Raw genomic sequence first — 23,645 nt, forward strand, 5'->3', positions numbered from 1 at the left:
GTCATGGACTTCGACGAACTGCGCCGGGCCATGGCGGAGAACTACGAGCAGCCGGAGGGCCCCGCACGCAACGCGCGCGCGGAGCGGCTGCTCGCCGAGGCCGAGAAGCTGAACATCCCGCTCGCCGTGATCGAGGCGCTCGGGCATCAGCTGAAGGTCTACAACTACAGCTCCGAGAAGGACAAGATGTTCGTCCCCTTCGCGCGTCTGCTGCGCATGTGGGACGAGCGGCCCGAGGACTTCGACGAGTACGAGGTCCACTCGCTGCACTGGGTGTTCAAGTGGATGTCGGCCGGCATGCTCAACCAGCCGCATGTGCCGCTCGCCTCGATCGAGAAGTGGCTCGGCGAGATGGAGCACCGCTACCGGCTCGCCGGGCACTCGGAACGGGCCGTGCGCAGCGCCGAGTTCAGTGTGGCCGCGCACGTCGGTGACCTGGCGCGGGCCGAGCGGGCGTACGAGGCGTGGCTGGCGGCCGACCGGGACAGCATGGCCGACTGCCACGCGTGCGAGCTGCACGGCCAGGGTTGGTGGCAGGCGCGGCAGCGGCGGGACGCCGAGGCGCTGCGGCTGTGGGCGCCGGTCCTGGAGGGCGAGTACACCTGCGCCCACGAGCCGCACACCGTTCTGGCGTCCTCCCTGCTGCCGCTGCTGCGGCTGGGCCGCCTGGACGAGGCGCGCGCCCACCATCTGCGCGGTTTCCGGCTGGTGCGGGCCATGGAGAGCATGCGGGGCGCGTACGCGGACCACGTGGAGTTCTGCGCCCTGACCGGCAACGAGGCGCGCGGTCTTGAGCTGCTCGCCGAGCGTCCGGCGTACTTCACGGACTCCGGGGACCCGCGCAGCAAAGCGGACTTCACGGCCGTGGTGGCGCTCCTCATGGACCGCCTGGTCAGCCGTGGTCTCGCCGATCAGACGGTCCCGGGTCCCGCCGGCCGTAGCTGGACCGCCGCCGAACTCGCCTCGCACGCGCGCGTGGAGGCGCTGTCGCTGGCCGCCCGGTTCGACGAGCGCAACGGCACGGCGTACGTCAGCACCCATGTCCGGGAGCGCATGGACCAGCCGCCGCTGGTGGACCGGCTGCCGCTGGGCGTGCGGGCGACGCGCACGGTGCCGGCGCCGCGGCAGCCCCTGGCCGTGGAGCGCGTCGAGGCGGCACCGGCGCCGGACGACCTGCCCGCGCTCCTCGCCGAGGCGCGGCGGCTCTCCGAGTCGCTGCACCCGGACTCCGTGGGCGCGTGGGCCGCGGTCGCGCGAGCCGCCGAGGCGGACGGCGCGGAACTGAACGCCCATGACCGGGCGGAGATCGTCGACCACCGGGCGATCGGCCTCGGGCCCGAGGGGCGCACCCTGTTCGAGCACGCGGCCGAGCTGTACGAGGAGGCCGGTGACCCTGGGGAGGCGCTCGCGGCACGCGCGCGTGGAGCGACGGTCCACGCTCTGAACGGGCACACCGAGGAAGCGCTGGAGCTGCTGTCCGAGCCGTACGAGAAGGTCCTCGCGCTCCACGCGGGCGGCGCCACCGGGCTGCGGCAGACGGCGTCCGTGCTGGTGGGGCGGGCCCGGATACTGATGCAGCGGCTGGAGGAGGCGGACCCGGGCGAGAGCGCGGTGCCCGCCGCCGAGGCCGCCGTGCGGGAGCTCGCGGAGTTCGTCGAGCCGCACCGCGAGCAGGACGTGCGGCTGGCCTCGCGGGCCGCGGAGGCGAGGGCCATGCTCGGGGAGCTGGCCGAGCGCGGCGGGGACGCGGAAACGGCCGCCGCGCTGTTCGAGGAGGCCGCGGAGCGGTATGTGACGGCCGGGGCGCCCTGGTTCGCGGTGCAGTACGAGGCGCGGCTGGCCGGACTCGCGCAGCAGCTCGGGGACCTGGAGCGGGCCGAGCAGGCGGCCCGCGCGGCGCTGGAGCACGGCGGTACGGATCTGGAGCCGATGGGCCACGCCCAGCTCCACGTCCAGCTGGCCGAGCTCCTCGGTGCCGCCGACCGGGTCGAGCCCGGCGCCGCGCACGCGCTGGAGGCGGCACACTGGGCCGACGAGGCCGGTGAGAGCCGGACGCTCGGCTCCTGGGCCCGACATCTGCTCGGCGGGTTCCTGCTGCGGCAGGGGCGGTGGGCGGAGGCCGCGGAGGTGCTGGAGTCGGCCCTGGTGGACCTGACCGCCGAGATCCACGGGGACGGGGCCGTCGCCCAGACCCTGTGGTGGCTCGGCGACTGCCACACCGAGATGGGCGAGCACCGCGAGGCGGCCGACCGGTGGCTGCGGGCCGCCGACATCACCCGGCACTGGCCCGAGCAGCGCGACCACGCCGTGCTCGCGCACCTCGCCGCGGAGGCCCTCGCCCGTGCGGGGCTGCCCGCCGAGGCGGACCGGGCGTACGAGCGCGCGGGCGCCCTCTGGGGAGAGCTCGGCAACGTCCACGGGTATGTGCGGGCGCTGCGGGCGCGGGCCTGGTACGCGGCGCAGGAGGGTGGGGGGCTGGCCGCCGCCCGGGAGTTGATGGGTGACGCGGTGGCCGGGTGTGAGGCGGCCCTGTCGGACGTGACCGGTGAGGAGAACCGGCGGCGGATCCACGCGGAGCTCGGCGAGACGTACCGGCAGTTCGGTGACCTGCTTGCCCGGTCTGTCGCCGAGGACGCCGAACTCGACGCGTATCGGGCGGTGTTCGAGGAGGCGCTCACGCTTGTCGAGCGGGCGGTGGGGGTGTACGGGTCCCTGGGGGCCGACTTCCTCGACGCGCGGACCGGTGCGGAACTCGCGGCCGGGTGGCTGGAGGCGGACCTTCGGCGGGCGGCCGACGCGGCGGGGCGGGCGCGGAGTGTGCTGGCCGCGTACGCCGATGCTGGTGGCGGGGGCTTCGACGGCGCCGGCGACAGTGGCTCCGTGGACGGCGGCGCCGGTGGTCACGAGGGTGAGACGGCGGTTGTGCGTCGCGCGGAGGCGGAGCGGATGCTGGGGCTGGTGGAGGGGCTGGGGGGCGGATAAGGCTCAGCGGGGTGGGGGCGGGCCTCGAGGGTCTCCCCCGCCGCCCCTACCCGTCCCTCCCCCAAGCTCTCGGCTCCGCTCGAGCAGGGGGACCCCCATCCAGGGGCTGCCGCCCCTTCGACCCCGCGTCGGCGCCTTATGGCTCGGGGGTGCGTGTGGATCTGGCGGGTGCGGGTGCGTTGTGGTTTCTCGCGCAGTTCCCCGCGCCCCTGAGGGACGAGCGGTTCCCGCCGTCCCCCGAGGCGGCGCCCCTCCGTGGCTGTGCGACCACCCCGCACTGCGCTCCGGCGTGGCTGTTCGACCGTCCCTGGACTACGGCCCCGCCGGAGCCGCTCGATCGTCTCCGAGCTACGGCCCATCGGAGCTACTCGACCGTCCCTGGACCACGCCCCGCCAGAGCCGCTCGACCGTCTCCGAGCTACGGCCCATCGGAGCTACTCGACCGTCCCTGGACCACGCCCCGCCAGAGCTGCACGACCGTCCCCGGACCACGCCCCGCCAGAGCCGCACGACCATCCCCGGACCACGCCCCGCCAGAGCCGCACGACCATCCCCGGACCACGCCCCGCCAGAGCCGCACGACCATCCCCGGACCACGCCCCGCCAGAGCCGCACGACCATCCCCGGACCACGCCCCGCCAGAGCCGCACGACCATCCCCGGACCACGCCCCGCCAGAGCCGCACGACCATCCCCGGACCACGCCCCGCCAGAGCCGCACGACCGTCCCCGGACTGCGGCCCCGGCGCGCTACTCCACGCCGATCAGCAGGAGCGTGCCCTGGTGGCCGCCTCTGTAGACCACCGTGTCCACGCCCAGGTGGGACTCTCGGAGTGTGGTTTCCACGTGGTCGGCGATGTCGGTGGGAGCCTCGTCGCCCAGGACCAGGGTGACCATTTCGCCGCCGGCTGCGAGCATGCGGTCGACGACCCTGGTCGCGGTCGCGGTGACGTCGTCGCCGATGACGGCCACGTCCCCGTCGATGAGGCCGAGGACGTCGCCGGCCTGGCAGATGCCGGCCATGGTCCAGGACTGGCGCTCGGCGATGACGACCTCGGCGTAGCGCGTGGCGCCCGCCGCGGAGGTCATGGAGACGACGTCCTCGTCGAAGCGGCGGCCCGGCTCGTGCACCGCGAGGGCGGCGATGCCCTGGACGGCCGACCGGGTCGGGATCAGCGCCACCCGTACGCCCTCGGCGCGGGCCTGTTCCGCCGCCGCGGCCGCCGTGTGGCGCAGATCCGCGTCGTTGGGCAGGAGCACCACCTCGCGCGCGTGGGCCCGCCGTACGGCCTCCACCAGCTCCCCGCTGGCGGGCGGCTCCCCGGGGCGGACCAGCACCGTGGTCGCGCCCGCCTCCCTGTACAGCCCCGCCAGGCCCTCCCCCGGCACGACGGCGACGACGGCGCGTTGGGCCCGCTCACGCGGCTGCCGCCCGGCCCCGCCGGCCACGTGCGCGTCCTCGGCCCCGAAGTGCGTGATCCGGATCCGGTACGGCCGCCCGGCCTCGACGCCCGCTTCCACGGCCGCACCCGCGTCGTCGACGTGCACATGGACGTTCCACAGGCCGTCCCCGCCGACCACGACGAGCGAGTCGCCCAGCCCGTCCAGCCTGCCGCGCAACCGGGCCACCGCCTCGTCGTCCGCCTCCAGGAGGTAGATCACCTCGAAGGCGGGCCCCCCGGCCCCGGGCCGGTCGTCGGCGCACACCTCCGGCCCGACGCCCTCCGCGTCACGGACGGCATCGGCACCGTCGACGCCCTCGTCGCCGGAGCCGATGCCCGCCACGCGCGCGTGCGTGGTCGGGAGGTCGGGCGAAGCGACGGGGGCGGCGTAGGCGTGCGCCCTCGGGGCCTCCCCCGTGAACGTCTCCACCAGCGCGGCCAGCACCGCCACCAGGCCGCGTCCGCCCGCGTCCACGACGCCCGCGCGGGCCAGCGCCGCCAGTTGCCCGGGGGTCGCCAGCAGGGCCGTACCGGCGCCCTCGTAAGCGGCGCGGGCCACCCTGCCGCAGTCGCCCTCCGCTGCCACCACCGCGTCGGCGGCCGCGGAGGCGACCGTGAGGACGGTGCCCTCCACGGGGTGCGCGACGGCCTCCCGTGCGGAGTCGGCGGCGTGGCGGAGAGCGAGACGGAGCCCCTGGCCGTCGGTGTGAGAGGCCTCACTGTCGTCCGCGAGCACCTGGGCCATCCCGCGCAGGAGCTGCGCGAGGATCGTCCCGGAGTTTCCCCGGGCGCCTATGAGCGCGCCGTGCGCCATGGCCCGCGCGGCCTCGGCGAGCGTGGGATGTCCGGCGGCGGGCGAGCCGGGCGCCGCACCCGTCTCGTGGCCCGCGAACACCGCCTCCACGGCGGCCGCCGCCGACTCCATCGTCAGGTACAGGTTGGTCCCGGTGTCACCGTCGGCCACCGGGTAGACGTTGATCGCGTCGATCTCCTCGCGGGCCCGCCCCAGGGCGGCCAGCGCGAGGCCGCACCAGGTGCGCACCGCGAGAGCATCGAAGAATGTCTGCGGCACCTGCGGCACCTGCGCCTCCTTGAGCTGCTTGGCTGCTGGACGGGCGCCGGGGGAACGCCGCACGCCGCACGCAGCGTAGACCCGCAGCCGTGACCGCCGGTAAGAGGGCCGGGGCGAGGCCCCGACCAGCCATGGTAGTTTCGTTGTACGGACGCAGTCGTTGTATGCTGCTCCGGTTGCCCGATCCAGATCACCGATCCAGACCGGGCCTTCCCCCTGGCAACGCCACTCGGATCCCGGTCTCGGGATCATGATCCCGGCATGCCGGGATCAACCGTAAGTGCATCTGAAGTCTTTGGAGTGACCCGTGGCTGCCAACTGCGACGTCTGCGGCAAGGGGCCGGGCTTCGGCAACAACATCTCGCACTCGCACCGCCGTACGTCCCGCCGCTGGAACCCGAACATCCAGCGTGTGCGTACCGTGGTGGGCGGGACGCCGAAGCGCGTGAACGCTTGCACCTCGTGCATCAAGGCCGGCAAGGTCTCGCGCTGACGCTCAGCTAGCGCGCGGCCACCTGCTGGTTCGCTGCACAGAGCCGGTCCACCGACGGTGGGCCGGCTTTTTGCCGTGCCCACCCGCGTGACCAGCCCTTCTCCCGTGGCCCGTCCTTCTCCGTGGCCCGTCCTTCTCGCGTACACGCCCCAGCGGCAGGTGGCCGGTCCTCAGGCGTATCAGCTGCTCGCGACCCGGCCGATGCCAGCTCCCTCCCCCGGACCCGCCGAAGGGTTAGCCACCGGCGTCAGACCACCGGGCCACCCCGCGTGAGCGCCCACCCGTGATCCAGCGGCCCGATGCCGCCGCCGAGGGCGAACCCGGCGGCGATCGCCCCGGTGACGTACTCCTTGGCCGCCGCCACCGCCTCCGGCACGGTCAGCCCCTGCGCGAGACGCGCGGCGATCGCGGAGGCCAGCGTGCAGCCCGTGCCGTGCGTGTGCCGGTTGTCGTACCTCGGCGCCCGCAGCCAGTGCTCCTCGGAGCCGTCGGTGAGCAGGTCGACGGCGTCCCCCGAGAGGTGCCCGCCCTTGATCACCACCCACCGTGGCCCGTACGCCAGCACGGCCTTTGCGGCCTCACGCATCCCGGCCTCCGACTCGACGCGCACCCCGGTGAGTTGGGCGACCTCGTCGAGGTTGGGGGTGGCTACGGTCGCCGTGGGCAGCAGCCGCTCCCGGACGGAGTCCAGGGCCGTCGCGGCGAGCAGCGGATCGCCGTGCTTGGAGACGCCGACCGGGTCGACGACCACGGGCGCGTCCGTGGCGGCGAGCAACTCGGCGACAGCATCGACGAGTTCGGCGGAGGCGAGCATGCCGGTCTTGACGGCCTCGACGCCGATGTCGTCGACGACACTGCGGTACTGGGCGCGGACGGCCTCCACCGGCAGCTCCCAAGCGCCCTGCACGCCGAGGGAGTTCTGCGCGGTGACCGCCGTGACGACGCTCATGCCGTGCACACCGAGCGCCAGCATGGTCTTGAGATCGGCCTGGATACCGGCCCCGCCCCCGGAGTCGGAGCCGGCGACCGTGAGCACCCTGGGCGGCGCGCCCGGTGACCCGGTCACGACTCTATGTCCGCGAAGTGGTCCCAGCCGCCCTTGCTGGTCCAGGGCGCCCCGTCCACGGTGACCTGCGGCAGCGCCGACGGGTTGAGGACCTCGCCGATCACCTTCCAGCGGGCCGGCAGCTTCACGTCCGGGGGGAACGTCGCCACGATGGCGTGGTCCTCGCCGCCGGTGAGCACCCACTGGATGGGGTCGACGCCGACGGCCTGCCCGATGTCGTTCATCTGGGACGGGATGTCGATCGCGCCGGAGCGGATGTCGATCCGGCAGCTGCTGGCCTCGGCGATATGCCCGAGGTCCGCGATCAGCCCGTCGCTCACGTCGCACATCGCGGTCGCGCCCAGGTCGGCGGCGGCGGGACCCGCGTGGTACGGCGGCTCGGGGCGCCGGTGGGCCTCCACGAAGGCGCGCGGCGAGCGGAAGCCGCGGGAGAGGACCGCGTGCCCGGCGGCGGACCAGCCGAGCCAGCCGGTGACGGCCACGACATCGCCGGGCTGCGCCCCGCCCCTGGTCACGGGCTCGTGATTGCGGAGATCACCGAGCGCGGTGATGGAGATCATGATGGTGTCGCCGCGGACGACGTCCCCGCCCACGACGGCCGCCCCGGCGACCTGGCATTCGTCGCGCAGGCCGTCCATCAGCTCGGTCGCCCAGGTCACCGGGAGGTCGACCGGCGCGACCAGGCCGAGGAGCAGCGCGGTGGGCACGGCGCCCATGGCGGCGATGTCCGCGAGGTTCTGGGCGGCCGCCTTGCGCCCGACGTCGTACGCCGTGGACCAGTCGCGGCGAAAGTGCCGCCCCTCCAGCAGGAGGTCGGTGCTCGCCACGACCCGGCGGTCCGGCGCGGCCACCACAGCGGCGTCGTCGCCGGGGCCGACCCGGACCGCCGGGGTGGTGGTGAGCCGGGAGGTGAGCTCCCTGATGAGCCCGAACTCCCCCAGCTCTCCCACGGTGCCCTTCATCGTCGTATCGCCCCTTCTTGTGCCGCTTCCAGTGTCACTCGCGCCCGGTCGCGAGCGGTCCTCGCCCTCGGTACGGTCGAATCGACCGTCAACTTCCGCGCCCCCCGCGCCCCGGTGTGCGCGGCGCGGCATGTGCGGGTCTCCCCGCGACGCGCGACTACGCGATACCGTGGCGTTCCTTTTCCCCACATGATCCTCGTGGCCGCCCTGGAGGTTCCGTGGTACAGGCGTACATCCTGATCCAGACGGAGGTCGGCAAAGCGTCGACCGTCGCCGACACGATCAGCAAGATCCCTGGGGTCATCCAGGCCGAGGACGTGACGGGTCCCTATGACGTCATCGTCCGCGCCCAGGCCGACACCGTGGATGATCTCGGTCGGCTGGTGGTCGCCAAAGTCCAGCAAGTGGACGGCATCACCCGCACGCTGACCTGCCCGGTCGTGCACCTGTAGCCCCCGTCTGCCCTCGGCCGGTGTGCTCCTCGCGGCACCGGCGCTCCGTTGTCTCGGGCTGCCCGTCCCGGTCGTTTCGTTGATCGCCGTCGCGGGCTGCTCCTCAGCAGACGACGGCGGATCAACGGCGGTTCCCGGAACGGACGCGACCGTCACGAAGCTGTGCCGGAACCTGGACGGGGCGTCGCCGCGGAAGGTGGACGGTCTCGGCCGCCGGGACCCCGAGCCCGCCCCGCCGCTGACGGCGGGCCGGGGCAGCCCGGCGATCATACTGCGCCGCGGTGTTCACCGGCCGCCCTGGACGCGTACCCGCGATCAAGGGGGCGACCCCCTGGGGGATCGCCCCCTTGGGGGTGCCGTGTGCGTCAGCGAAGGCCGGTCGGCCTGCGCAGTGCCGCCTGGATCAGGCGGTCCACCAGCTCCGGGTACGCGATGCCGCTCGCCTGCCACATCGCCGGGTACATCGAGATCGGCGTGAATCCGGGGAGCGTGTTGATCTCGTTGATGACGAAGTGGCCGTCCTCCGTGAGGAAGAAGTCCGCGCGGACCAGGCCCTCGCAGGAGGCGGCCTCGAAGGCGTCGACGGCGAGGCGCCGGACCTCGGCGGTCTCCTCCTCCGTCAGCGGCGCCGGGACGATACCCGGCGTCGAGTCGATGTACTTGGCCTCGAAGTCGTAGTACGCGTGGGTCTCGGGCGGCGGGATCTCGGCGGGCACGGAGGCGCGGGGGCCGTCCTCGAACTCCAGGACGCCGCACTCGATCTCGCGGCCCCGCAGCGCGGCCTCGACGAGGATCTTCGGGTCGTGGCTCTGGGCCTCCGCGATCGCCTCGTCCAGGCCGGCCAGGTCGTCGACCTTGGTGATACCGATCGAGGAGCCCGCGCGGGCCGGCTTCACGAAGAGCGGCCAGCCGTGCTCACCGGCGAAGTCGACGATCTTCTTGCGGGCGGCGGACTCGTCGAGCTGCCACTCGCGCGGCCGGATCACCACGTACGGGCCGACCCGCAGCCCGAAGGAGGTGAACACCCGCTTCATGTACTCCTTGTCCTGGCCGACGGCCGAGGCGAGGACGCCCGAGCCGACGTACGGGACGCCGGACAGCTCCAGCAGCCCCTGGAGGGTGCCGTCCTCGCCGTACGGGCCGTGCAGGACGGGGAAGACGACGTCGACCTCGCCGAGCGCCTTGGGCACCGAACCGGGCTCGCTGTAGACGACCTCGCGGTTGGCCGGGTCGACGGGGAGCACCACGCCGCCCTCCTGGGACTCGGCGAGTTCCTCGACGGTCGGCGTGCGGCGGTCGGTGATCGCCATGCGCTCCGGCTCGTCGGCGGTGAGCGCCCAACGGCCGTCCCGGGTGATGCCGATCGGCAGGACGTCGTACTTCGTCCGGTCGATGGCACGCAGGACAGCGCCGGCCGTGACCACGGAGATCCCGTGTTCCGAGCTGCGGCCGCCGAAGACGACGGCCACGCGCGGCTTGCGGGACGGCTGCTCAGGGCTCTGGGGGAGGTTCTCGGTGCTCATATCGCGATGAGAGTACCCGTTGGTAGTGCGGCCGTCAGCGCCCGCAGGGCCGGTATCGCTCAGCGTCGCTCCGACTTGGCGGAGCGCGACATCAGCTCCTTGAGGGCGACCACGGGCGGCTTGCCCTCGTGCACGATGTCGACGACCGTCTCCGTGATGGGCATGTCGACGCCGTGCCGGCGCGCCAAGTCGGCCACGGACTCACAGGACTTGACGCCCTCCGCGGTCTGCTTGGTGACCGCGATGGTCTCCTGGAGGGTCATGCCCTTGCCGAGGTTGGTGCCGAAGGTGTGGTTGCGGGAGAGCGGCGAGGAGCAGGTCGCCACCAGGTCGCCGAGGCCCGCGAGCCCGGAGAAGGTCAGCGGATCGGCGCCCATGGCCAGGCCCAGTCGGGTGGTCTCGGCGAGGCCGCGGGTGATCAGCGACCCCTTGGCGTTGTCGCCGAGGCCCATGCCGTCCGCGATGCCGACGGCGAGGCCGATGACGTTCTTGACGGCACCGCCCAGTTCGCAGCCGACGACGTCGGTGTTGGTGTACGGACGGAAGTACGGGGTGTGGCAGGCGGCCTGGAGCCGCTGCGCGACGGCCTCGTCGGTGCAGGCGACCACGGAGGCGGCCGGCATGCGGGAAGCGATCTCCCGTGCCAGATTGGGGCCGGTGACGACGGCGATCCGGTCCTGCCCGACCTTGGCGACGTCCTCGATGACCTCGCTCATCCGCATGGCGGAACCGAGTTCGACGCCCTTCATGAGCGAGACGAGGACGGTGTCGGGCGCCAGCAGCGGCACCCATTCGGCGAGGTTGGCGCGCAACGTCTGGGAGGGGACGGACAGCACGGTGAAGTCGGCGCCGGCGGCGGCCTCGGCCGGGTCCGTGGTGGCGCGCACGTTCCGCGGGAGCTCCAGGCCCGGCAGATAGTCCACGTTGGTCCGGGTGGAGTTGATGGCGTCCGCGACCTCCGGGCGGCGCGCCCACAGCGTGACCTCGCACCCCGCGTCGGCGAGCACCATGCCGAAGGCCGTGCCCCATGAACCGGCGCTGAACACGGCCGCCTTGACCGGCTTGCTCACTTGCCCTGCCCCTCTTCCTGTGGTTCCTGTTCCCGCAGGGCTCCATTGTGCTGACCGGGCCGCTGGTGCTCGACCGCCGCCGCGGTCCGGCGCCGCTGCTCGATGCGCTCCCGCTTCGGGTCGTAGGGCGTCTCGGGCGCCTTCTCGCCGCGGATCTCCTCCAGCTGGCGGGTGATGGCGGCCATGATGACCTCCGTGGCGTCCTTCAGCAGGTCGGGGGTCATCTCCTTGTCGTAGAAGCGGGAGAGGTCGACGGGCGGGCCCGCGAGCACGTGGTGCGTCTTGCGCGGCAGGAGGTGGGGCTTCTTGGCGTAGGGCGGCAGCAGCTCGTTGGCGCCCCACTGCGCCACGGGGATCACCGGGCACTTGGTCTGGAGGGCTACCCGCGCGGCGCCGGTCTTGCCGGTCATGGGCCACTGGTCGGGGTCCCGGGTGATGGTGCCCTCCGGGTAGAAGGCGACGCACTCGCCGCGCTCCACGGCGTCGATCGCGGCGCGGAAGGCGCTCAGCGCGTCCGTGGTCTCGCGGTAGACGGGGATCTGTCCGGTGCCGCGCATCGCGGCGCCCACGAATCCCTTCTTGAAAAGACCGCTCTTCGCGAGGAATCGCGGAACGCGGCCGCTGTTGTACTGAAAGTGCGCGTACGCGAAGGGGTCCACATGCGAATTGTGGTTCACCGCGGTGATAAATCCGCCGTCGGCTGGAATGTTCTCCATTCCGCGCCAGTCCCGCTTGATCAGAATCACCAGCGGCGGTTTGCACAGGACCGCGGCGAAGCGGTACCAGAAGCCGATTCTGCGGCGGGACACTCGGACACCTTCCTCTAGGGGGCCAGGGGGGCCAGGGGGCTCCTCGCCCGGGGAGCCGCACAAGTGTCGCCCCGGACCGCCGGTCTGTCGAGAACACCGTACGCCCCACCCTGCGGACTTCCATTGCCCCCAGGTGACAATGGCGGCGACAAGAGAGGGACGGAACACCCGTGCAGTGGACCCTGGCCGTACCCCTGAAACCCTTGGCGCGGGCCAAGAGCAGGCTCTCGGACACCGCCGACGACGGCGTGCGCCCCGGCCTGGCCCTCGCCTTCGCGCAGGACACGGTGGCCGCGGCGCTGGCCTGTGCGGCGGTGCACGATGTGGTGGTCGTCACCAACGATCCGCTGGCCGGGCGGGAACTGGCGGCGCTCGGCGCCCGGATCGTCCCCGACGATCCCGCGGCCGATCCGGCGGCCGACCCGGCGGACGGTCTGAACGCGGCGCTGCGGCACGCGGCGGCCCTCGCGCGCGCCGCCCGGCCGGGCGCCCCGGTGGCCACGCTGAACGCCGATCTGCCGGCGCTGCGCCCGGACGAACTCGCCCGCGTCCTGGGCGCCGCCGCCGCGTTCCCGCGGGCGTTCCTCGCGGACGCCGCCGGCACCGGGACCACACTGCTCGCCGCCGCTCCCGGCCGGGCGCTGCGCCCGGTGTTCGGCCCCGGCTCCCGGCTCGGCCACCGCCGCTCCGGCGCCGTGGAACTCGTCCTCGACGACGTCGACTCGGTACGCCAGGACGTCGACACCGGGGACGACCTGCGGGCCGCCCTCTGTCTCGGCGTGGGCCCCCGTACGGCCGCCGCGGCCGCGCGCCTGCTGATACCCGGCCAGTAGGCTGCGTCCATGCAGGCCACCGCGTACACCTACGACGCTGCCACCCGCTCGGGCCAGGTCCTCCTGGACGACGGCACCCCCGTGCCCTTCGACGCCCCGGCCTTCGACGCGGGGGGCCTGCGCCTCCTCCGCCCCGGCCAGCGCGTCCGCATCGAGACGGAGGGCACGGGCGACGCCCTCCGCGTCACGTTGATCACGTTGCAGACCTTCTGAGGCGGGGCGGGTTCAGAGGCTTCGCCCAAAGGGAGCGGGGAACCGGGAGTTCTCAACGAACCCTTACCCCGAGAACGCCGCGGGCCGGGCTCCGACGGGGAGCCCGGCCCGGCGCGTGTGAGTATCCAGCGCCTCCCTGCTAACGGGCGGCAGTCTTCTTGGCCGTGGTCTTTCGAGCCGACGACTTCTTGGCCGGGGCCTTCTTCGCGGTGGCCTTCTTGGCCGGGGCCTTCGCCGCGGTGGTCTTCTTCGCCGCGGTCGACTTCGCGGCCGTGGTCTTCTTCGCCGCGGTCGACTTCGTCGCCGTCGTCTTCTTCGCGGTGGTCTTCTTGGCCGTCGTCTTCTTCGCCGCCGCCGTGGTCTTCTTGGCGGGCGTGGTCTTACGGGCCGTGGTGGCCTTCTTCGCGGTCGTCTTCTTCGCGGCCGCCTTCTTGACCGTCGCCGAGGCGCCACCGCTCAGGCTGCCCTTGGGCGCCTTCTTGACGGAGACCTCGCCGCCGCGGGGCAGCTTCTTGGAGCCGCTCACCAGGTCCTTGAAGCCCTGACCTGCGCGGAAGCGGGGCACCGAGGTCTTCTTCACCCGAACCCGCTCACCCGTCTGCGGGTTGCGGGCGTAACGGGCGGGACGCTCGACCTTCTCGAACGAACCGAAGCCGGTGACCGAGACCCTCTCACCCGCGACCGTCGCCCGGACGATGGCGTCCAGGACGGCGTCGACCGCGTCGGCGGCCTGCTGACGGCCACCGAGCTTGTCCGCAATCGCTTCTACGAGCTGCGCCTTGTTCACGTCTTCCCCTTCGGAGACATCGCCAGAACGAAAGTGTTCAAGCTTTTCGCACGTTAGGCAGATATATACCGCAAATCAAACACGAAACGGGCTTATCACCCTTGTGCCGCAACGAACTCGGCTGTCACGGAGTTGCTTCAGCGTTCCCCGGTGGGCATTCGCCCCTCGTCGAGGTCCACCGTGAAGCTCTCCAGACGCCTTGCCGCGTCGGCGAGATCGTGCTTGGCCACGGCCGTAATGACCAGCAGCTTCCGGGTCAGCGCCATCCGTACGCCCTCCGGGACTTGCAGTGCGCGCACCCTTGCGTGCGCTTCCTTGAGTTGGCCCGCGACCGCCGCATAGAGCTCGAGTTGGCCGTCGTGTTCCATGCACAGATTGTGCCATCTGGGGCGAGTTGTCGCCTGCCCAGGGGGCAACTGCCGTCTCCCGGGGGCCTGTCGAGCACCCCCATCCAATGCCGCACGATGATGCGCGTACCCCGGTAATCGCCTTTGTAACTAGGGGAGTTGAAACCTTTCTGCACCACACTTCCAAGGTGCGATACTCCAAACATGGCTGTACCCCCAACCGTGCACGATTGGGGGTACAGAGGGGTGTGGCGGTGGCTGGAATCCGTCTTGCGCGGGCCTCCCCGGGGGGCGGTCCGCGGGGCGGATCAGACCGGCAGCGTCCGCGGCTTGTACGACGGCCGCTTGGCCTCGTACGCGGCGATGTCGGCCTCGTTCTGGAGGGTGATGGAGATGTCGTCCAGCCCGTTCAGCAGCCGCCAGCGGGAGTTCTCGTCCAGCTCGAAGGAGGCGGTGATGCCCTCGGCACGCACCTCCCGGCTCTCCAGGTCGACCGTCACCTCGGCCTGGGGGTCCTTCTCGGTGAGCTCCCACAGAGAGTCCACGATCTTCTGCTCCAGCACGACCGTGAGCAGGCCGTTCTTGAGTGAGTTGCCGCGGAAGATATCGGCGAAGCGGGAGGAGATCACGGCCTTGAAGCCGTAGTTCTGCAGCGCCCACACCGCGTGCTCACGGGAGGAGCCGGTGCCGAAGTCGGGGCCGGCGACCAGGACCGTGGCGCCCTCACGCTCGGGCTGGTTGAGGATGAAGGTCTCGTCCTTGCGCCAGGCCTCGAACAGCCCGTCCTCGAAGCCGTCCCTGGTCACCTTCTTGAGCCAGTGCGCGGGGATGATCTGGTCGGTGTCGACGTTGCTGCGGCGCAGCGGGACGGCCCGGCCGGTGTGCTTGGTGAATGCTTCCATGACTCTCAGACTCCAGCGGGCGCGGGGGCGTCGGACAGGTCGGCGGGCGAGGCCAGGTGGCCCAGCACGGCGGTCGCGGCGGCGACCTGCGGCGAGACCAGGTGCGTACGGCCGCCCTTGCCCTGCCGGCCCTCGAAGTTGCGGTTGGAGGTGGACGCGGAGCGCTCACCGGGGGCCAGCTGGTCCGGGTTCATGCCCAGGCACATGGAGCAGCCCGCGTGCCGCCACTCGGCGCCGGCCTCCTTGAAGACCACGTCGAGGCCCTCGGAGACGGCCTGGAGACCGACCCGCGCCGAGCCAGGGACGACCAGCATCCGTACGCCGTCGGCGACTTTGCGGCCCTTGACCAGCTCGGCGGCGGCGCGCAGGTCCTCGATGCGGCCGTTGGTGCAGGAACCTACGAAGACGGTGTCCACCTTGATGGAGCGCAGCGGCTGTCCGGCCTCCAACCCCATGTACTCCAGGGCCTTTTCGGCGGCCAGGCGCTCCGAAGCGTCTTCGTACGAAGCCGGATCGGGGACGTCCGCCGAAAGCGGCGCACCCTGGCCGGGGTTGGTGCCCCAGGTGACGAACGGCGACAGCTCGGCGGCGTCGATCACGACCTCGGCGTCGAATTCGGCGTCGTCGTCCGTCCTCAGGGTCTTCCAGTACGCGACGGCCGCGTCCCAGTCCTCACCCTTGGGGGCGTGCGGACGGCCCTCCAGGTAGTCGAACGTGGTCTGGTCGGGAGCGATCATGCCCGCGCGGGCACCGGCCTCGATCGACATGTTGCAGATGGTCATGCGGGCCTCCATCGAGAGCTTCTCGATGGCGGAGCCGCGGTACTCCAGGACGTAGCCCTGGCCGCCGCCCGTGCCGATCCTGGCGATGATCGCGAGGATCAGGTCCTTGGCGGTGACGCCGTCGGGCAGCTCGCCGTCGACGGTGATGGCCATGGTCTTCGGGCGGGCCATGGGCAGCGTCTGGGTGGCCAGCACATGCTCCACCTGGGAGGTGCCGATGCCGAACGCCAGACCGCCGAAGGCGCCGTGCGTGGAGGTGTGCGAGTCACCGCAGACCACGGTCATGCCGGGCTGGGTCAGACCCAGCTGCGGGCCCACGACGTGGACGACACCCTGCTCCACGTCGCCCAGCGGGTGCAGCCGCACACCGAACTCGGCGGCGTTGTTCCGCAGCGTCTCCAGCTGGACGCGGGAGACGGGGTCCGCGATGGGCTTGTCGATGTCGAGGGTGGGGGTGTTGTGGTCCTCGGTCGCGATGGTCAGGTCGAGCCGGCGGACCTTCCGCCCGCTCTTGCGGAGACCGTCGAAGGCCTGGGGGCTGGTCACCTCGTGCAGCAGGTGCAAGTCGATGAAGAGGAGGTCGGGCTCGCCCTCGGCGCGCCGGACGACGTGGTCGTCCCAGACCTTCTCCGCGAGTGTCCTACCCATCGCTTTCCCTCCGGTCGACGCGTCAGCACGTCGACCCAACTAGATCTCGGAGGTGGCGAGCGGGTGCGCATCCCCTCGTCGCACACGCCTGCCGCCGGGCTCGTCGGTCCGCGAGCCGCTGTTGTTCTGCTTCCAGAGTGGCAAGGTCCACGTGAAATTGAACTTGCGTTTCACAGAGTGAGACGCGAGTATCGTTGCATGGACAACAGTAGCGGCGTCGGCGTTCTGGACAAGGCGGCCCTGGTCCTGAGCGCTCTGGAGTCCGGTCCGGCCACCCTCGCGGGTCTGGTCGGGGCCACCGGACTCGCACGGCCCACGGCCCACCGCCTGGCCGTGGCTCTGGAACACCACCGCATGGTGGCACGGGACATGCAGGGCCGTTTCATCCTCGGCCCGAGGCTGGCGGAGCTGGCCGCGGCCGCCGGTGAGGACCGTCTCCTCGCCACCGCGGGCCCGGTGCTCACGCATCTCAGGGATGTGACGGGCGAGAGCGCCCAGCTCTACCGCCGCCAGGGCGACATGCGCATCTGCGTCGCCGCGGCGGAGCGGCTGTCCGGCCTGCGGGACACGGTGCCGGTCGGTTCGACGCTCACGATGAAGGCCGGCTCCTCCGCGCAGATCCTCATGGCCTGGGAGGAGCCCGAGCGCCTCCACCGCGGCCTCCAGGGCGCCCGCTTCACCGCGACCGCCCTGTCCGGGGTGCGCCGCCGCGGCTGGGCCCAGTCGATCGGCGAGCGCGAGCCGGGCGTGGCCTCGGTCTCGGCACCGGTCCGCGGCCCCTCCAACCGCGTGGTCGCCGCGGTCTCGGTCTCCGGGCCGATCGAGCGCCTGACCCGCCACCCGGGCCGTATGCACGCCCAAGCGGTGATCGACGCCGCGGCCCGCCTCTCCGAAGCCCTGCGCCGCTCGGGCTGACCCTCCCCCTGCCGTACGACCACGAAAAAGGCCTGCCTCAACGCCGCGGCAGGCCTTTTCTCGTGCGGTCGACCGGTGGACCGGTCCTCATGGGCGGGCGACCGCGGTGCGCCCCTCGTCAGGCATCCACCCGCCGGTGGGCGAACCGCTCCTTGGCGGACCGGCCCCGCTTCTCGACCGGCAGCACCCCCGTGGCCGCCGCGAGACCGAAGGCCGGCATGTCCGCGTAGATCGACTCGTACGACCCCTCCGGCACCACGTACGTCTCGTGCCAGAGCCCCACGTGTCCGCGGCCCTTCCCTTTGCGCTCCCTGCGGTTCATCGCCGCCCACGCCACGCGGTGGAACGCGTCGGGCGCGTGTGCATAGCCGTAGAGCTTCTCCTTGGACTCCCAGTACTGGACGACGTAGTACGTCCACGGCGAGGCCGTGAGCAGGACGGCGTTCAGCAGCCCCCGACTCGGGTCCCTGCGCAGCTCGCGCAGCATCCGGGGCATCGCGGTCAGCACCGGTATCCAGTGGTGGACGGCCCAGAAGTGGTTGATGCGCACGCCGATGAGCAGGACCACCACATCGCCCTCGGCGGCAGCGGTGGTCCGTCCGGCGACGACCGTCTTTCCCGACATGACTCCCCCTTATTGGCGAGCGGCACTATCCGACCGCTCATGCTTGGATAGTGACACTTCCCAAGGAGGGGCGCAAGAGAGATGCGGTTGTCGGAGTTGAGCGCACGCAGCGGGGTGTCCACCGCGACGATCAAGTACTACCTGCGCGAAGGGCTGTTGGCGCCGGGCCGCCAGCTGAACGCGACGACGGCGGACTACGACGAGACGCATCTGCGCCGGCTGCGGCTGGTGCGGGCGTTGATCCAGGTGGGGCGGGTGCCGGTGGCGAGTGCCAGGGAGGTGCTCAAGCACGTGGACGACGAGTCGCTGGGCCGCACCATCCGCCTCGGCGCGGCACTGTGGGCGCTCCCCCAGGCCCCCGACCCGGACGAGGAGGACCCGGCGACGGCCGCCGCGGCGGCGGAGGTGGAACGGTTGCTGCGGACGCTGGGCTGGGAGGCGGCGCGGGAGATCGGGGCGCTCTCCCCCGTGCACCGTTCCCTGGTGGCGCTGGTGGCCACGCAGATCCGGCTGGGGTATCCGTGCGACGCCGAAACCATGGCCCCGTACGCCGAGTTGATGCGTCAGGCGGCGGCACGGGACCTGGACCGGATGGAGACGTACGAGTCGGACACGGAGATGGTCGAGTCGGCGGTGTCGTCGGCGGTGCTGTTCGAGCCGGTGCTGCGGGCGCTGCACCGGCTGGCGCAGGAGGAGGAGTCGGCTCGACGGTACGGCCTCGAGTGAGCGGGGCACCGGCGGGCGGAGGGCACGTCCTGCCGGCCTCACCGCTCCGGAGGCGCGCACGACGAAGGCCCTCCGCTGAAGCGAAGGGCCTTCTGTGATGTACCCCCGACCGGATTCGAACCGGCGCTACCGCCTTGAGAGGGCGGCGTGCTAGGCCGCTACACAACGGGGGCGTGGATCCTGCAGGCGTTGAGTACTGCACCGCCGCAGGTCCGAGCTGGTCTACCTGGACTCGAACCAAGACTAACTGAACCAGAATCAGTCGTGCTGCCAATTACACCATAGACCAATGTGGTTTAGACCAGTCAGTACCCCCGACCGGATTCGAACCGGCGCTACCGCCTTGAGAGGGCGGCGTGCTAGGCCGCTACACAACGGGGGCCCTAGCGATCCTGCATCGAGGTGAGCGGGTGCGACCCGAACTCTCCTCGCGGGAAGGATCTGTACCCCCGACCGGATTCGAACCGGCGCTACTGCCTTGAGAGGGCAGCGTGCTAGGCCGCTACACAACGGGGGCTTGCGGATGTGATCCGCTGGCGCAGATAAGCTCTGCGAGCTGGCCTACCTGGACTCGAACCAAGACTAACTGAACCAGAATCAGTCGTGCTGCCAATTACACCATAGGCCACTGGAACGCAAGCCCCTGGGGGGATCTTGTTCTAGTTTGCGCTTCCGGTTCCGGCCTTTCGGCCCGCTCCCCGGCGGCGCAGAAAGAACATTACCCGAAGGTGGACGGCGCTCCAAAACGAGTATCGGAGCCGAGGATCGCGGGGAGTTCGGCGAGGGTGGCGATGCGGTGCGGTCCGACCGGCGGGTCGATGGTCGCGTAGAGGCCGCCGCGATCGATCCAGACCGACAGCAGGCCCGCCTCGGCGGCGCCCTGTCCGTCGATCTCCGGGTGGTCGCCGACGTACGCGACCTCGCCCGGCTGCAGGTCGAGGAACTCGCACGCGGCGTGGAAGGCCTCGGCGGCCGGCTTGTGGACGCCCAGCTGCTCGGCGCACAGGACCGTCTCGAAGCGGTCCCACACCCCGAGGGCGCGCAGCTTGCGCTCCTGCACGGGGAGGCTGGAGTTGGAGAGCACCGCGTGCCGGTGGGTCGTGGCGAGCGCGTCCAGGACGGGCAGGACGTCCGGGAAGAGCGCCCACGCCCGCTCGTAGTGGACGATGTAGCGCTCGAACCAGGCGTCGGCCTCGGCGTCGGTCAGCGGTCGGCCGTGGAAGTCGCGCACCCGGTCGCGCCGGGTGGCCTCCCAGTCGCCCTCACCCGCCGCGTACCGCCGCCAGTGCAGGCTCGTGAGTTCGCGCCAGCGGTCGAGGGCCTCCTCGACGGAGCCGTAGCGGCGCAGCTCCTCGGCGGCCAGATGCGCCCGCATCCCGGCGCGGTCGGCCGTGGTGTAGTCGAAGAGAGTGTCGTCGACGTCCCAGACCACGGCCTTGATGTTCATGGTCCGACGGTAGCCCGAGGCCGGCCGTCCTGTCCGGCGGATGACGAAGGGGCGGCACCGGGAACTCCGGGTGCCGCCCCTCGCGTACGGGCGTTACGCGGCCAGCTTGGCCAGGGCCGCGTCGATGCGGGCCAGGGTCTTCTCCTTGCCCAGGATCTCCAGGGACTCGAAGAGGGGAAGGCCGACCGTGCGGCCGGTGACGGCCACGCGGACGGGGGCCTGGGCCTTGCCGAGCTTGAGGCCGTGGGCCTCGCCGGCGGCCAGGACGGCCTCCTTGAGGGACTCGGCCGAGGTCCAGTCGGCGGACTCCAGCTTCTCCTTCGCGGTGCGCAGCAGCGCGTCGGAGCCCTCCTTCATCGCCTTCGCCCAGGACGCCTCGTCCTCGACCGGCTCCGGCAGGAACAGGAAGTCGACGTTGTCGGTGATCTCCGAGAGGACCTTCAGCCGGGTCTGCGCGTGCGGGGCGACGGCCTGCCACTTGGCCTCGTCGAAGTCCTCCGGGGCCCAGGGGGCGAAGGGGGCCTTCAGCCAGGGGGCGCAGCGCTCGGTGAAGTCCGTCACGCTCAGCATGCGGATGTGGTCCGCGTTGATCGCCTCGGCCTTCTTCAGGTCGAAGCGGGCCGGGTTGGGGTTGACGTCGGCGACGTCGAAAGCGGCGACCATCTCCTCGATCGTGAAGATGTCCTTGTCCGCGGAGAGCGACCAGCCGAGGAGGGAGAGGTAGTTCAGCAGGCCCTCGGGGAGGAAGCCGCGCTCCCGGTAGAGGTTCAGGCTGGACTGCGGGTCGCGCTTGGAGAGCTTCTTGTTGCCCTCGCCCATCACGTAGGGGAGGTGGCCGAAGGACGGGATCTCCTTGGCGACGCCCAGGTCGATCAGCGCCTTGTAGAGCGCGATCTGACGCGGCGTCGAGGAGAGCAGGTCCTCGCCGCGCAGGACGTGGGTGATCTCCATGAGGGCGTCGTCGACCGGGTTGACCAGCGTGTACAGCGGGGCGCCGTTCGCGCGGACGATGCCGTAGTCCGGGACGTTCTCCGGGGTGAAGGTCAGCTCGCCGCGGACCAGGTCGGTGAAGGTGATCGTCTCGTCGGGCATCCGGAAGCGGACGATCGGCTCACGGCCCTCCGCCTCGTACTGGGCCTTCTGCTCGGGCGTGACCTCGCGGCACTTGCCGTCGTAGCCGGAGGGCCGGCCCGCGGCGCGGGCGGCGTCACGGCGCTCCTCCAGCTCGGAGGCGGTGCAGTAGCAGTAGTACGCGTGACCGGCGTCCTGGAGCTTCTTGGCGATCTCCGTGTACGTCTCCATGCGCTGCGACTGGCGGTACGGCGCGTGCGGGCCGCCGACCTCGGGGCCCTCGTCCCAGGTGAAGCCCAGCCAGCGCAGCGAGTCCAGGAGCTGCTCGTAGGACTCCTCGGAGTCGCGGGCCGCGTCGGTGTCCTCGATGCGGAAGACGAACGTGCCGCCGGTGTGGCGGGCGTACGCCCAGTTGAAGAGGGCCGTGCGGACCAGACCCACATGGGGGTTGCCGGTCGGGGACGGACAGAAACGTACGCGGACGGAGCCGTTAGCCACGCTTGATCACCTTGTTGGTGAGAGTGCCGATGCCTTCGATGGTGACGGCGACCTCGTCGCCGACGTTGAGGGGGCCGACCCCTGCCGGGGTGCCCGTGAGGATGACGTCGCCCGGGAGCAGCGTCATGGCCTCGGTGATGTTGACGATCAGGTCCTCGATGGAGTGGATCATCTCGCTCGTGCGGCCGAGCTGGCGCTGACCGCCGTTGACCGTGAGCTGGATGGTCAGGTCCGAGGGGTCCAGTTCGGTCTCGACCCAGGGGCCGAGCGGGCAGGACGTGTCGAAGCCCTTGGCCCGGGCCCACTGCTTCTCGCGCCGCTGGACGTCACGGGCGGTGATGTCGTTGGCGCAGGTGTAGCCGAAGATCACGTCCTTGACGCGTTCGCGCGGGACCTCGCGGCACATCCGGCCGATGACCACGGCGAGCTCGGCCTCGTGGTGGAGCTCCTGCGAGAAGGACGGGTACTGGATCTCGTCGCCGGGGCCGATCACCGAGGTGGCCGGCTTGAAGAAGGCGAACGGGGCGTCGGGGACCTCGTTGCCGAGTTCCCGGGCGTGCTCGGCGTAGTTGCGGCCGAAGGCCACGACCTTGTTGGGGAGCACCGGCGGCAGCAGCCTGACCCGTGACTTCGCATCGAGCGGGGCCAGCGGGACCTTGGTGCCGGAGAGCTCGAAGTCCGTGAACGGGATGCCCTTGATGATGTCGAGGACGAGCTCGTCCGGCTTGTCGCCCTCGACCGCTCCGAAGGCTACGTTCCCGTCGATGGAGAACCTGGCGATGCGCACGGGATCCTCGTGCCCCTTAACTGAGCTGGCTGGAGTCTGACGCTCCAGGCTAACGCGGCAAGGGGGGCCCGCCTCGCGCATTAACGGGCGCGGTCGACCGTACCCATGACAAAGGGCGCCCTGGTCGTGATGCCGGGCGCCCTTTGTCCGCGTACCTGACGGAGCGGTCTTCCTCTTTCACGCGGTTCACGGGGTCCGTCTTGAGCACATGGCGGATTCCGTGCGTACTTGAGCGTGCAACTACTCAGCGGACTGGGCGGGAACCTTCATCAGGACCGTCCGACGGGGGTTCGCGGTCTGGGAGGGGAGGTCGACGGAGTGTTCCTGCTCCGGCGTGCGCAGGTCCTCGGCGTCGGCGAGGTGGGCCAGCGTGGTGCGCCGGGGGTTGGCTATCGTGCGGAACATCATCGTCGTCTTCACTGTTGTCCAAGACCTCGTCGTGAGCGGGCGCCGGGCCGGGCCGCGAGGGCCGCCCCACAAGCGCGGGTTGTCGGATTCGCCATCCCTGTAAAGCGTCAGGCTAAACATCCGATTCCCGGGCCAGGGCGTGAAGAAGACATGATCACTGTGTGAGTTTGCTCACCTACTCATGGTCAAATCGGACAATCCGGATTCTCCACCCACTTGGACAAACCGGACATCAGCCAACTGAATCAGGCATTCCGCTCCTGATCATGGCGACTGGGACACCCCCGGTGCACCCCCGTATCGCGGGAGTTTGCCCGCTTTGCTGCGAATCAGCCTCCACATCCGGTGACTCACCCCTCACGGGCCGTCACTGTGAACAGACCGTTATCCGTTGGCCTTGTTGCAGATCCGGCACTGTGCTGGAATTCCACGGACCGCCGCAGGATGTGCCGGCGCGCAGGGGCGCAAAGCAGCGCCGGGCGGCGGCGGAAGGGGGAGCCAGCGCCGGTCACTCACGACCACAAACAGGGGACGTAATTCAGGGCGCCCCCAAGACGCCGACACCGTCCCACCGTTCATTCGGTGGGGCGCCTGGTCCAGAGGTTGCGACGCTAGTGCAGGGACGTTTCAAGAGGGATGGCAGCGCTTCGGCGGAGCCGGAGCCACACAACGGAACCGGTAACGGTTCCTCCCCCCAGCACGCCCAGAACCCGGGTCCGGCGGAGATCGGCGACGGCGGTGAGCGCTCCGGGCGCACCGGCGCGTCCACTCCTCCCGCGCCCGGCA

23 protein-coding genes and 5 tRNA genes are annotated in these 23,645 nt (G+C 71.3%); 8 read left to right on the plus strand and 20 right to left on the minus strand.

All coding sequences use genetic code 11. The features are described from left to right. The first annotated feature begins 3 nt into the window (after positions 1-3). Positions 4-2,982 (plus strand): tetratricopeptide repeat protein, encoded by a 2,979-nt coding sequence (locus M8J73_RS29425; RefSeq protein WP_249829286.1) that lies wholly within the window; start codon positions 4-6, stop codon positions 2,980-2,982. 749 nt (positions 2,983-3,731) lie between these two features. Here M8J73_RS29425 and M8J73_RS29430 read toward each other — a convergent pair. Continuing rightward, positions 3,732-5,504 (minus strand): DAK2 domain-containing protein, encoded by a 1,773-nt coding sequence (locus M8J73_RS29430; RefSeq protein WP_055541933.1) that lies wholly within the window; start codon positions 5,502-5,504, stop codon positions 3,732-3,734. Positions 5,505-5,802: 298 nt separating this feature from the next. Here M8J73_RS29430 and rpmB point away from each other — a divergent pair, with 298 nt between their 5' ends. After that, positions 5,803-5,988 carry a 50S ribosomal protein L28 gene (rpmB, locus tag M8J73_RS29435; RefSeq protein WP_003993230.1) on the plus strand — a complete coding sequence of 62 codons (186 nt, stop codon included), beginning with the start codon at positions 5,803-5,805 and terminating at the stop codon, positions 5,986-5,988. Between the two features lie 247 nt (positions 5,989-6,235). Here rpmB and thiD read toward each other — a convergent pair whose 3' ends face one another. After that, positions 6,236-7,054 carry a bifunctional hydroxymethylpyrimidine kinase/phosphomethylpyrimidine kinase gene (gene thiD, locus M8J73_RS29440; protein WP_055541932.1) on the minus strand — a complete coding sequence of 273 codons (819 nt, stop codon included), beginning with the start codon at positions 7,052-7,054 and terminating at the stop codon, positions 6,236-6,238. Next, positions 7,051-8,016 (minus strand): thiamine-phosphate kinase, encoded by a 966-nt coding sequence (locus M8J73_RS29445; protein WP_055541931.1) that lies wholly within the window; start codon positions 8,014-8,016, stop codon positions 7,051-7,053. Before M8J73_RS29445 ends, thiD begins: the two co-directional genes overlap by 4 nt. 218 nt (positions 8,017-8,234) lie before the next feature. Here M8J73_RS29445 and M8J73_RS29450 point away from each other — a divergent pair, with 218 nt between their 5' ends. Next, positions 8,235-8,468, plus strand: a complete 234-nt coding sequence (locus M8J73_RS29450; RefSeq protein ID WP_055512560.1) for an Lrp/AsnC family transcriptional regulator — start codon at positions 8,235-8,237, stop codon at positions 8,466-8,468. A 22-nt stretch (positions 8,469-8,490) separates the two neighbouring features. After that, positions 8,491-8,946, plus strand: coding sequence for a DUF3515 family protein (locus M8J73_RS45590; RefSeq protein WP_372504036.1), 456 nt, complete (start codon positions 8,491-8,493; stop codon positions 8,944-8,946). Here the strand turns inward: M8J73_RS45590 and M8J73_RS29460 are convergent. From M8J73_RS29460 to M8J73_RS29470, 3 genes are read right to left on the minus strand one after another with little or no spacing between them, the layout of a single operon-like run. Continuing rightward, positions 8,834-9,991: a D-alanine--D-alanine ligase family protein gene (locus M8J73_RS29460; protein ID WP_055541930.1), complete on the minus strand. Its 1,158-nt coding sequence runs from the start codon at positions 9,989-9,991 to the stop codon at positions 8,834-8,836. The two genes, M8J73_RS45590 and M8J73_RS29460, sit on opposite strands and share 113 nt — an antisense overlap. Positions 9,992-10,050: 59 nt before the next feature. Further along, positions 10,051-11,061 (minus strand): NAD(P)H-dependent glycerol-3-phosphate dehydrogenase, encoded by a 1,011-nt coding sequence (locus tag M8J73_RS29465; RefSeq protein WP_055541929.1) that lies wholly within the window; start codon positions 11,059-11,061, stop codon positions 10,051-10,053. Further along, positions 11,058-11,870, minus strand: coding sequence for a lysophospholipid acyltransferase family protein (locus M8J73_RS29470; protein WP_055541928.1), 813 nt, complete (start codon positions 11,868-11,870; stop codon positions 11,058-11,060). The genes M8J73_RS29465 and M8J73_RS29470 overlap by 4 nt, the downstream gene beginning before the upstream one ends. Before the next feature lie 170 nt (positions 11,871-12,040). Between M8J73_RS29470 and cofC the strand changes: the two genes are divergently transcribed. Beyond that, positions 12,041-12,703 carry a 2-phospho-L-lactate guanylyltransferase gene (cofC, locus tag M8J73_RS29475; RefSeq protein WP_249829285.1) on the plus strand — a complete coding sequence of 221 codons (663 nt, stop codon included), beginning with the start codon at positions 12,041-12,043 and terminating at the stop codon, positions 12,701-12,703. A gap of 9 nt (positions 12,704-12,712) precedes the next feature. Next, positions 12,713-12,916, plus strand: coding sequence for a hypothetical protein (locus M8J73_RS29480; protein WP_055512549.1), 204 nt, complete (start codon positions 12,713-12,715; stop codon positions 12,914-12,916). Positions 12,917-13,055: 139 nt separating this feature from the next. Here the strand turns inward: M8J73_RS29480 and M8J73_RS29485 are convergent, their stop codons facing one another. The 4 genes from M8J73_RS29485 to leuC all read right to left on the minus strand — a co-directional run bounded on the left by M8J73_RS29485 (position 13,056) and on the right by leuC (position 16,382). After that, positions 13,056-13,703 (minus strand): HU family DNA-binding protein, encoded by a 648-nt coding sequence (locus M8J73_RS29485; RefSeq protein ID WP_055541733.1) that lies wholly within the window; start codon positions 13,701-13,703, stop codon positions 13,056-13,058. A 137-nt stretch (positions 13,704-13,840) separates the two neighbouring features. Further along, a complete protein-coding gene (locus M8J73_RS29490) occupies positions 13,841-14,071 on the minus strand; it encodes an SCO5555 family protein (RefSeq protein WP_055512544.1) in 231 nt (76 codons plus the stop codon). Between the two features lie 287 nt (positions 14,072-14,358). Beyond that, on the minus strand, positions 14,359-14,952 hold the full coding sequence (gene leuD / locus M8J73_RS29495) for a 3-isopropylmalate dehydratase small subunit (protein WP_055541732.1): 594 nt from the start codon (positions 14,950-14,952) through the stop codon (positions 14,359-14,361). Between the two features lie 5 nt (positions 14,953-14,957). Continuing rightward, positions 14,958-16,382, minus strand: a complete 1,425-nt coding sequence (gene leuC, locus M8J73_RS29500) for a 3-isopropylmalate dehydratase large subunit (protein ID WP_055541731.1) — start codon at positions 16,380-16,382, stop codon at positions 14,958-14,960. 198 nt (positions 16,383-16,580) lie between these two features. On the opposite strand from leuC, the gene ndgR reads away from it, so the two are divergent. Further along, positions 16,581-17,297, plus strand: coding sequence for an IclR family transcriptional regulator NdgR (gene ndgR / locus M8J73_RS29505; protein ID WP_009320373.1), 717 nt, complete (start codon positions 16,581-16,583; stop codon positions 17,295-17,297). A 118-nt stretch (positions 17,298-17,415) separates the two neighbouring features. Here the strand turns inward: ndgR and M8J73_RS29510 are convergent, their stop codons facing one another. After that, entirely contained in the window at positions 17,416-17,922 is a 507-nt protein-coding gene (locus M8J73_RS29510) for a DUF4188 domain-containing protein (protein WP_055541730.1), read from the minus strand. Between the two features lie 81 nt (positions 17,923-18,003). On the opposite strand from M8J73_RS29510, the gene M8J73_RS29515 reads away from it, so the two are divergent. Beyond that, positions 18,004-18,648: a MerR family transcriptional regulator gene (locus tag M8J73_RS29515; RefSeq protein ID WP_055541729.1), complete on the plus strand. Its 645-nt coding sequence runs from the start codon at positions 18,004-18,006 to the stop codon at positions 18,646-18,648. Between the two features lie 100 nt (positions 18,649-18,748). Here M8J73_RS29515 and M8J73_RS29520 read toward each other — a convergent pair. From M8J73_RS29520 to M8J73_RS29560, 9 genes are all read right to left on the minus strand, one after another. Beyond that, positions 18,749-18,821: transfer RNA gene (locus M8J73_RS29520), tRNA-Glu, on the minus strand. Between the two features lie 44 nt (positions 18,822-18,865). Continuing rightward, positions 18,866-18,937: transfer RNA gene (locus tag M8J73_RS29525), tRNA-Gln, on the minus strand. A 20-nt stretch (positions 18,938-18,957) separates the two neighbouring features. Further along, a tRNA-Glu gene (locus M8J73_RS29530) sits at positions 18,958-19,030 on the minus strand. 62 nt (positions 19,031-19,092) lie between these two features. After that, a tRNA-Glu gene (locus tag M8J73_RS29535) sits at positions 19,093-19,165 on the minus strand. 39 nt (positions 19,166-19,204) lie between these two features. After that, positions 19,205-19,276 (minus strand) — tRNA-Gln (locus M8J73_RS29540). Positions 19,277-19,366: 90 nt separating this feature from the next. After that, a complete protein-coding gene (locus M8J73_RS29545) occupies positions 19,367-20,095 on the minus strand; it encodes an HAD family hydrolase (RefSeq protein WP_055541728.1) in 729 nt (242 codons plus the stop codon). Between the two features lie 93 nt (positions 20,096-20,188). Beyond that, complete coding sequence (gene gltX / locus M8J73_RS29550) at positions 20,189-21,664, minus strand: glutamate--tRNA ligase (RefSeq protein WP_055541727.1); 1,476 nt, start codon at positions 21,662-21,664, stop codon at positions 20,189-20,191. Beyond that, the gene (locus M8J73_RS29555) at positions 21,657-22,451 is read right to left on the minus strand and encodes a fumarylacetoacetate hydrolase family protein (protein ID WP_055541726.1); all 795 of its coding nucleotides are present in this window, start codon (positions 22,449-22,451) and stop codon (positions 21,657-21,659) included. The genes gltX and M8J73_RS29555 overlap by 8 nt, the downstream gene beginning before the upstream one ends. 240 nt (positions 22,452-22,691) lie before the next feature. Next, positions 22,692-22,871 carry a hypothetical protein gene (locus tag M8J73_RS29560; protein WP_055541725.1) on the minus strand — a complete coding sequence of 60 codons (180 nt, stop codon included), beginning with the start codon at positions 22,869-22,871 and terminating at the stop codon, positions 22,692-22,694. Positions 22,872-23,645 lie beyond the last annotated feature (774 nt).

The sequence above is a fragment of the Streptomyces neyagawaensis genome, from assembly GCF_023516595.1.
In the GTDB taxonomy this organism is placed as follows: Bacteria; Actinomycetota; Actinomycetes; order Streptomycetales; family Streptomycetaceae; genus Streptomyces; species Streptomyces neyagawaensis.

What these genes read in the sequence shown, in the direction of transcription:
- M8J73_RS29480 (WP_055512549.1), top strand. Translation starts at nt 12,713, where the DNA reads ATGCAGGCCACCGCGTACACCTACGACGCTGCCACCCGCTCGGGCCAG.
- M8J73_RS29545 (WP_055541728.1), bottom strand. Translation starts at nt 20,095, where the DNA reads ATGAACATCAAGGCCGTGGTCTGGGACGTCGACGACACTCTCTTCGAC.
- M8J73_RS29510 (WP_055541730.1), bottom strand. Translation starts at nt 17,922, where the DNA reads ATGTCGGGAAAGACGGTCGTCGCCGGACGGACCACCGCTGCCGCCGAG.
- ndgR (WP_009320373.1), top strand. Translation starts at nt 16,581, where the DNA reads ATGGACAACAGTAGCGGCGTCGGCGTTCTGGACAAGGCGGCCCTGGTC.
- M8J73_RS29460 (WP_055541930.1), bottom strand. Translation starts at nt 9,991, where the DNA reads ATGAGCACCGAGAACCTCCCCCAGAGCCCTGAGCAGCCGTCCCGCAAG.
- M8J73_RS29425 (WP_249829286.1), top strand. Translation starts at nt 4, where the DNA reads ATGGACTTCGACGAACTGCGCCGGGCCATGGCGGAGAACTACGAGCAG.
- leuD (WP_055541732.1), bottom strand. Translation starts at nt 14,952, where the DNA reads ATGGAAGCATTCACCAAGCACACCGGCCGGGCCGTCCCGCTGCGCCGC.
- M8J73_RS29445 (WP_055541931.1), bottom strand. Translation starts at nt 8,016, where the DNA reads ATGAAGGGCACCGTGGGAGAGCTGGGGGAGTTCGGGCTCATCAGGGAG.
- M8J73_RS29490 (WP_055512544.1), bottom strand. Translation starts at nt 14,071, where the DNA reads ATGGAACACGACGGCCAACTCGAGCTCTATGCGGCGGTCGCGGGCCAA.
- leuC (WP_055541731.1), bottom strand. Translation starts at nt 16,382, where the DNA reads ATGGGTAGGACACTCGCGGAGAAGGTCTGGGACGACCACGTCGTCCGG.
- M8J73_RS29515 (WP_055541729.1), top strand. Translation starts at nt 18,004, where the DNA reads ATGCGGTTGTCGGAGTTGAGCGCACGCAGCGGGGTGTCCACCGCGACG.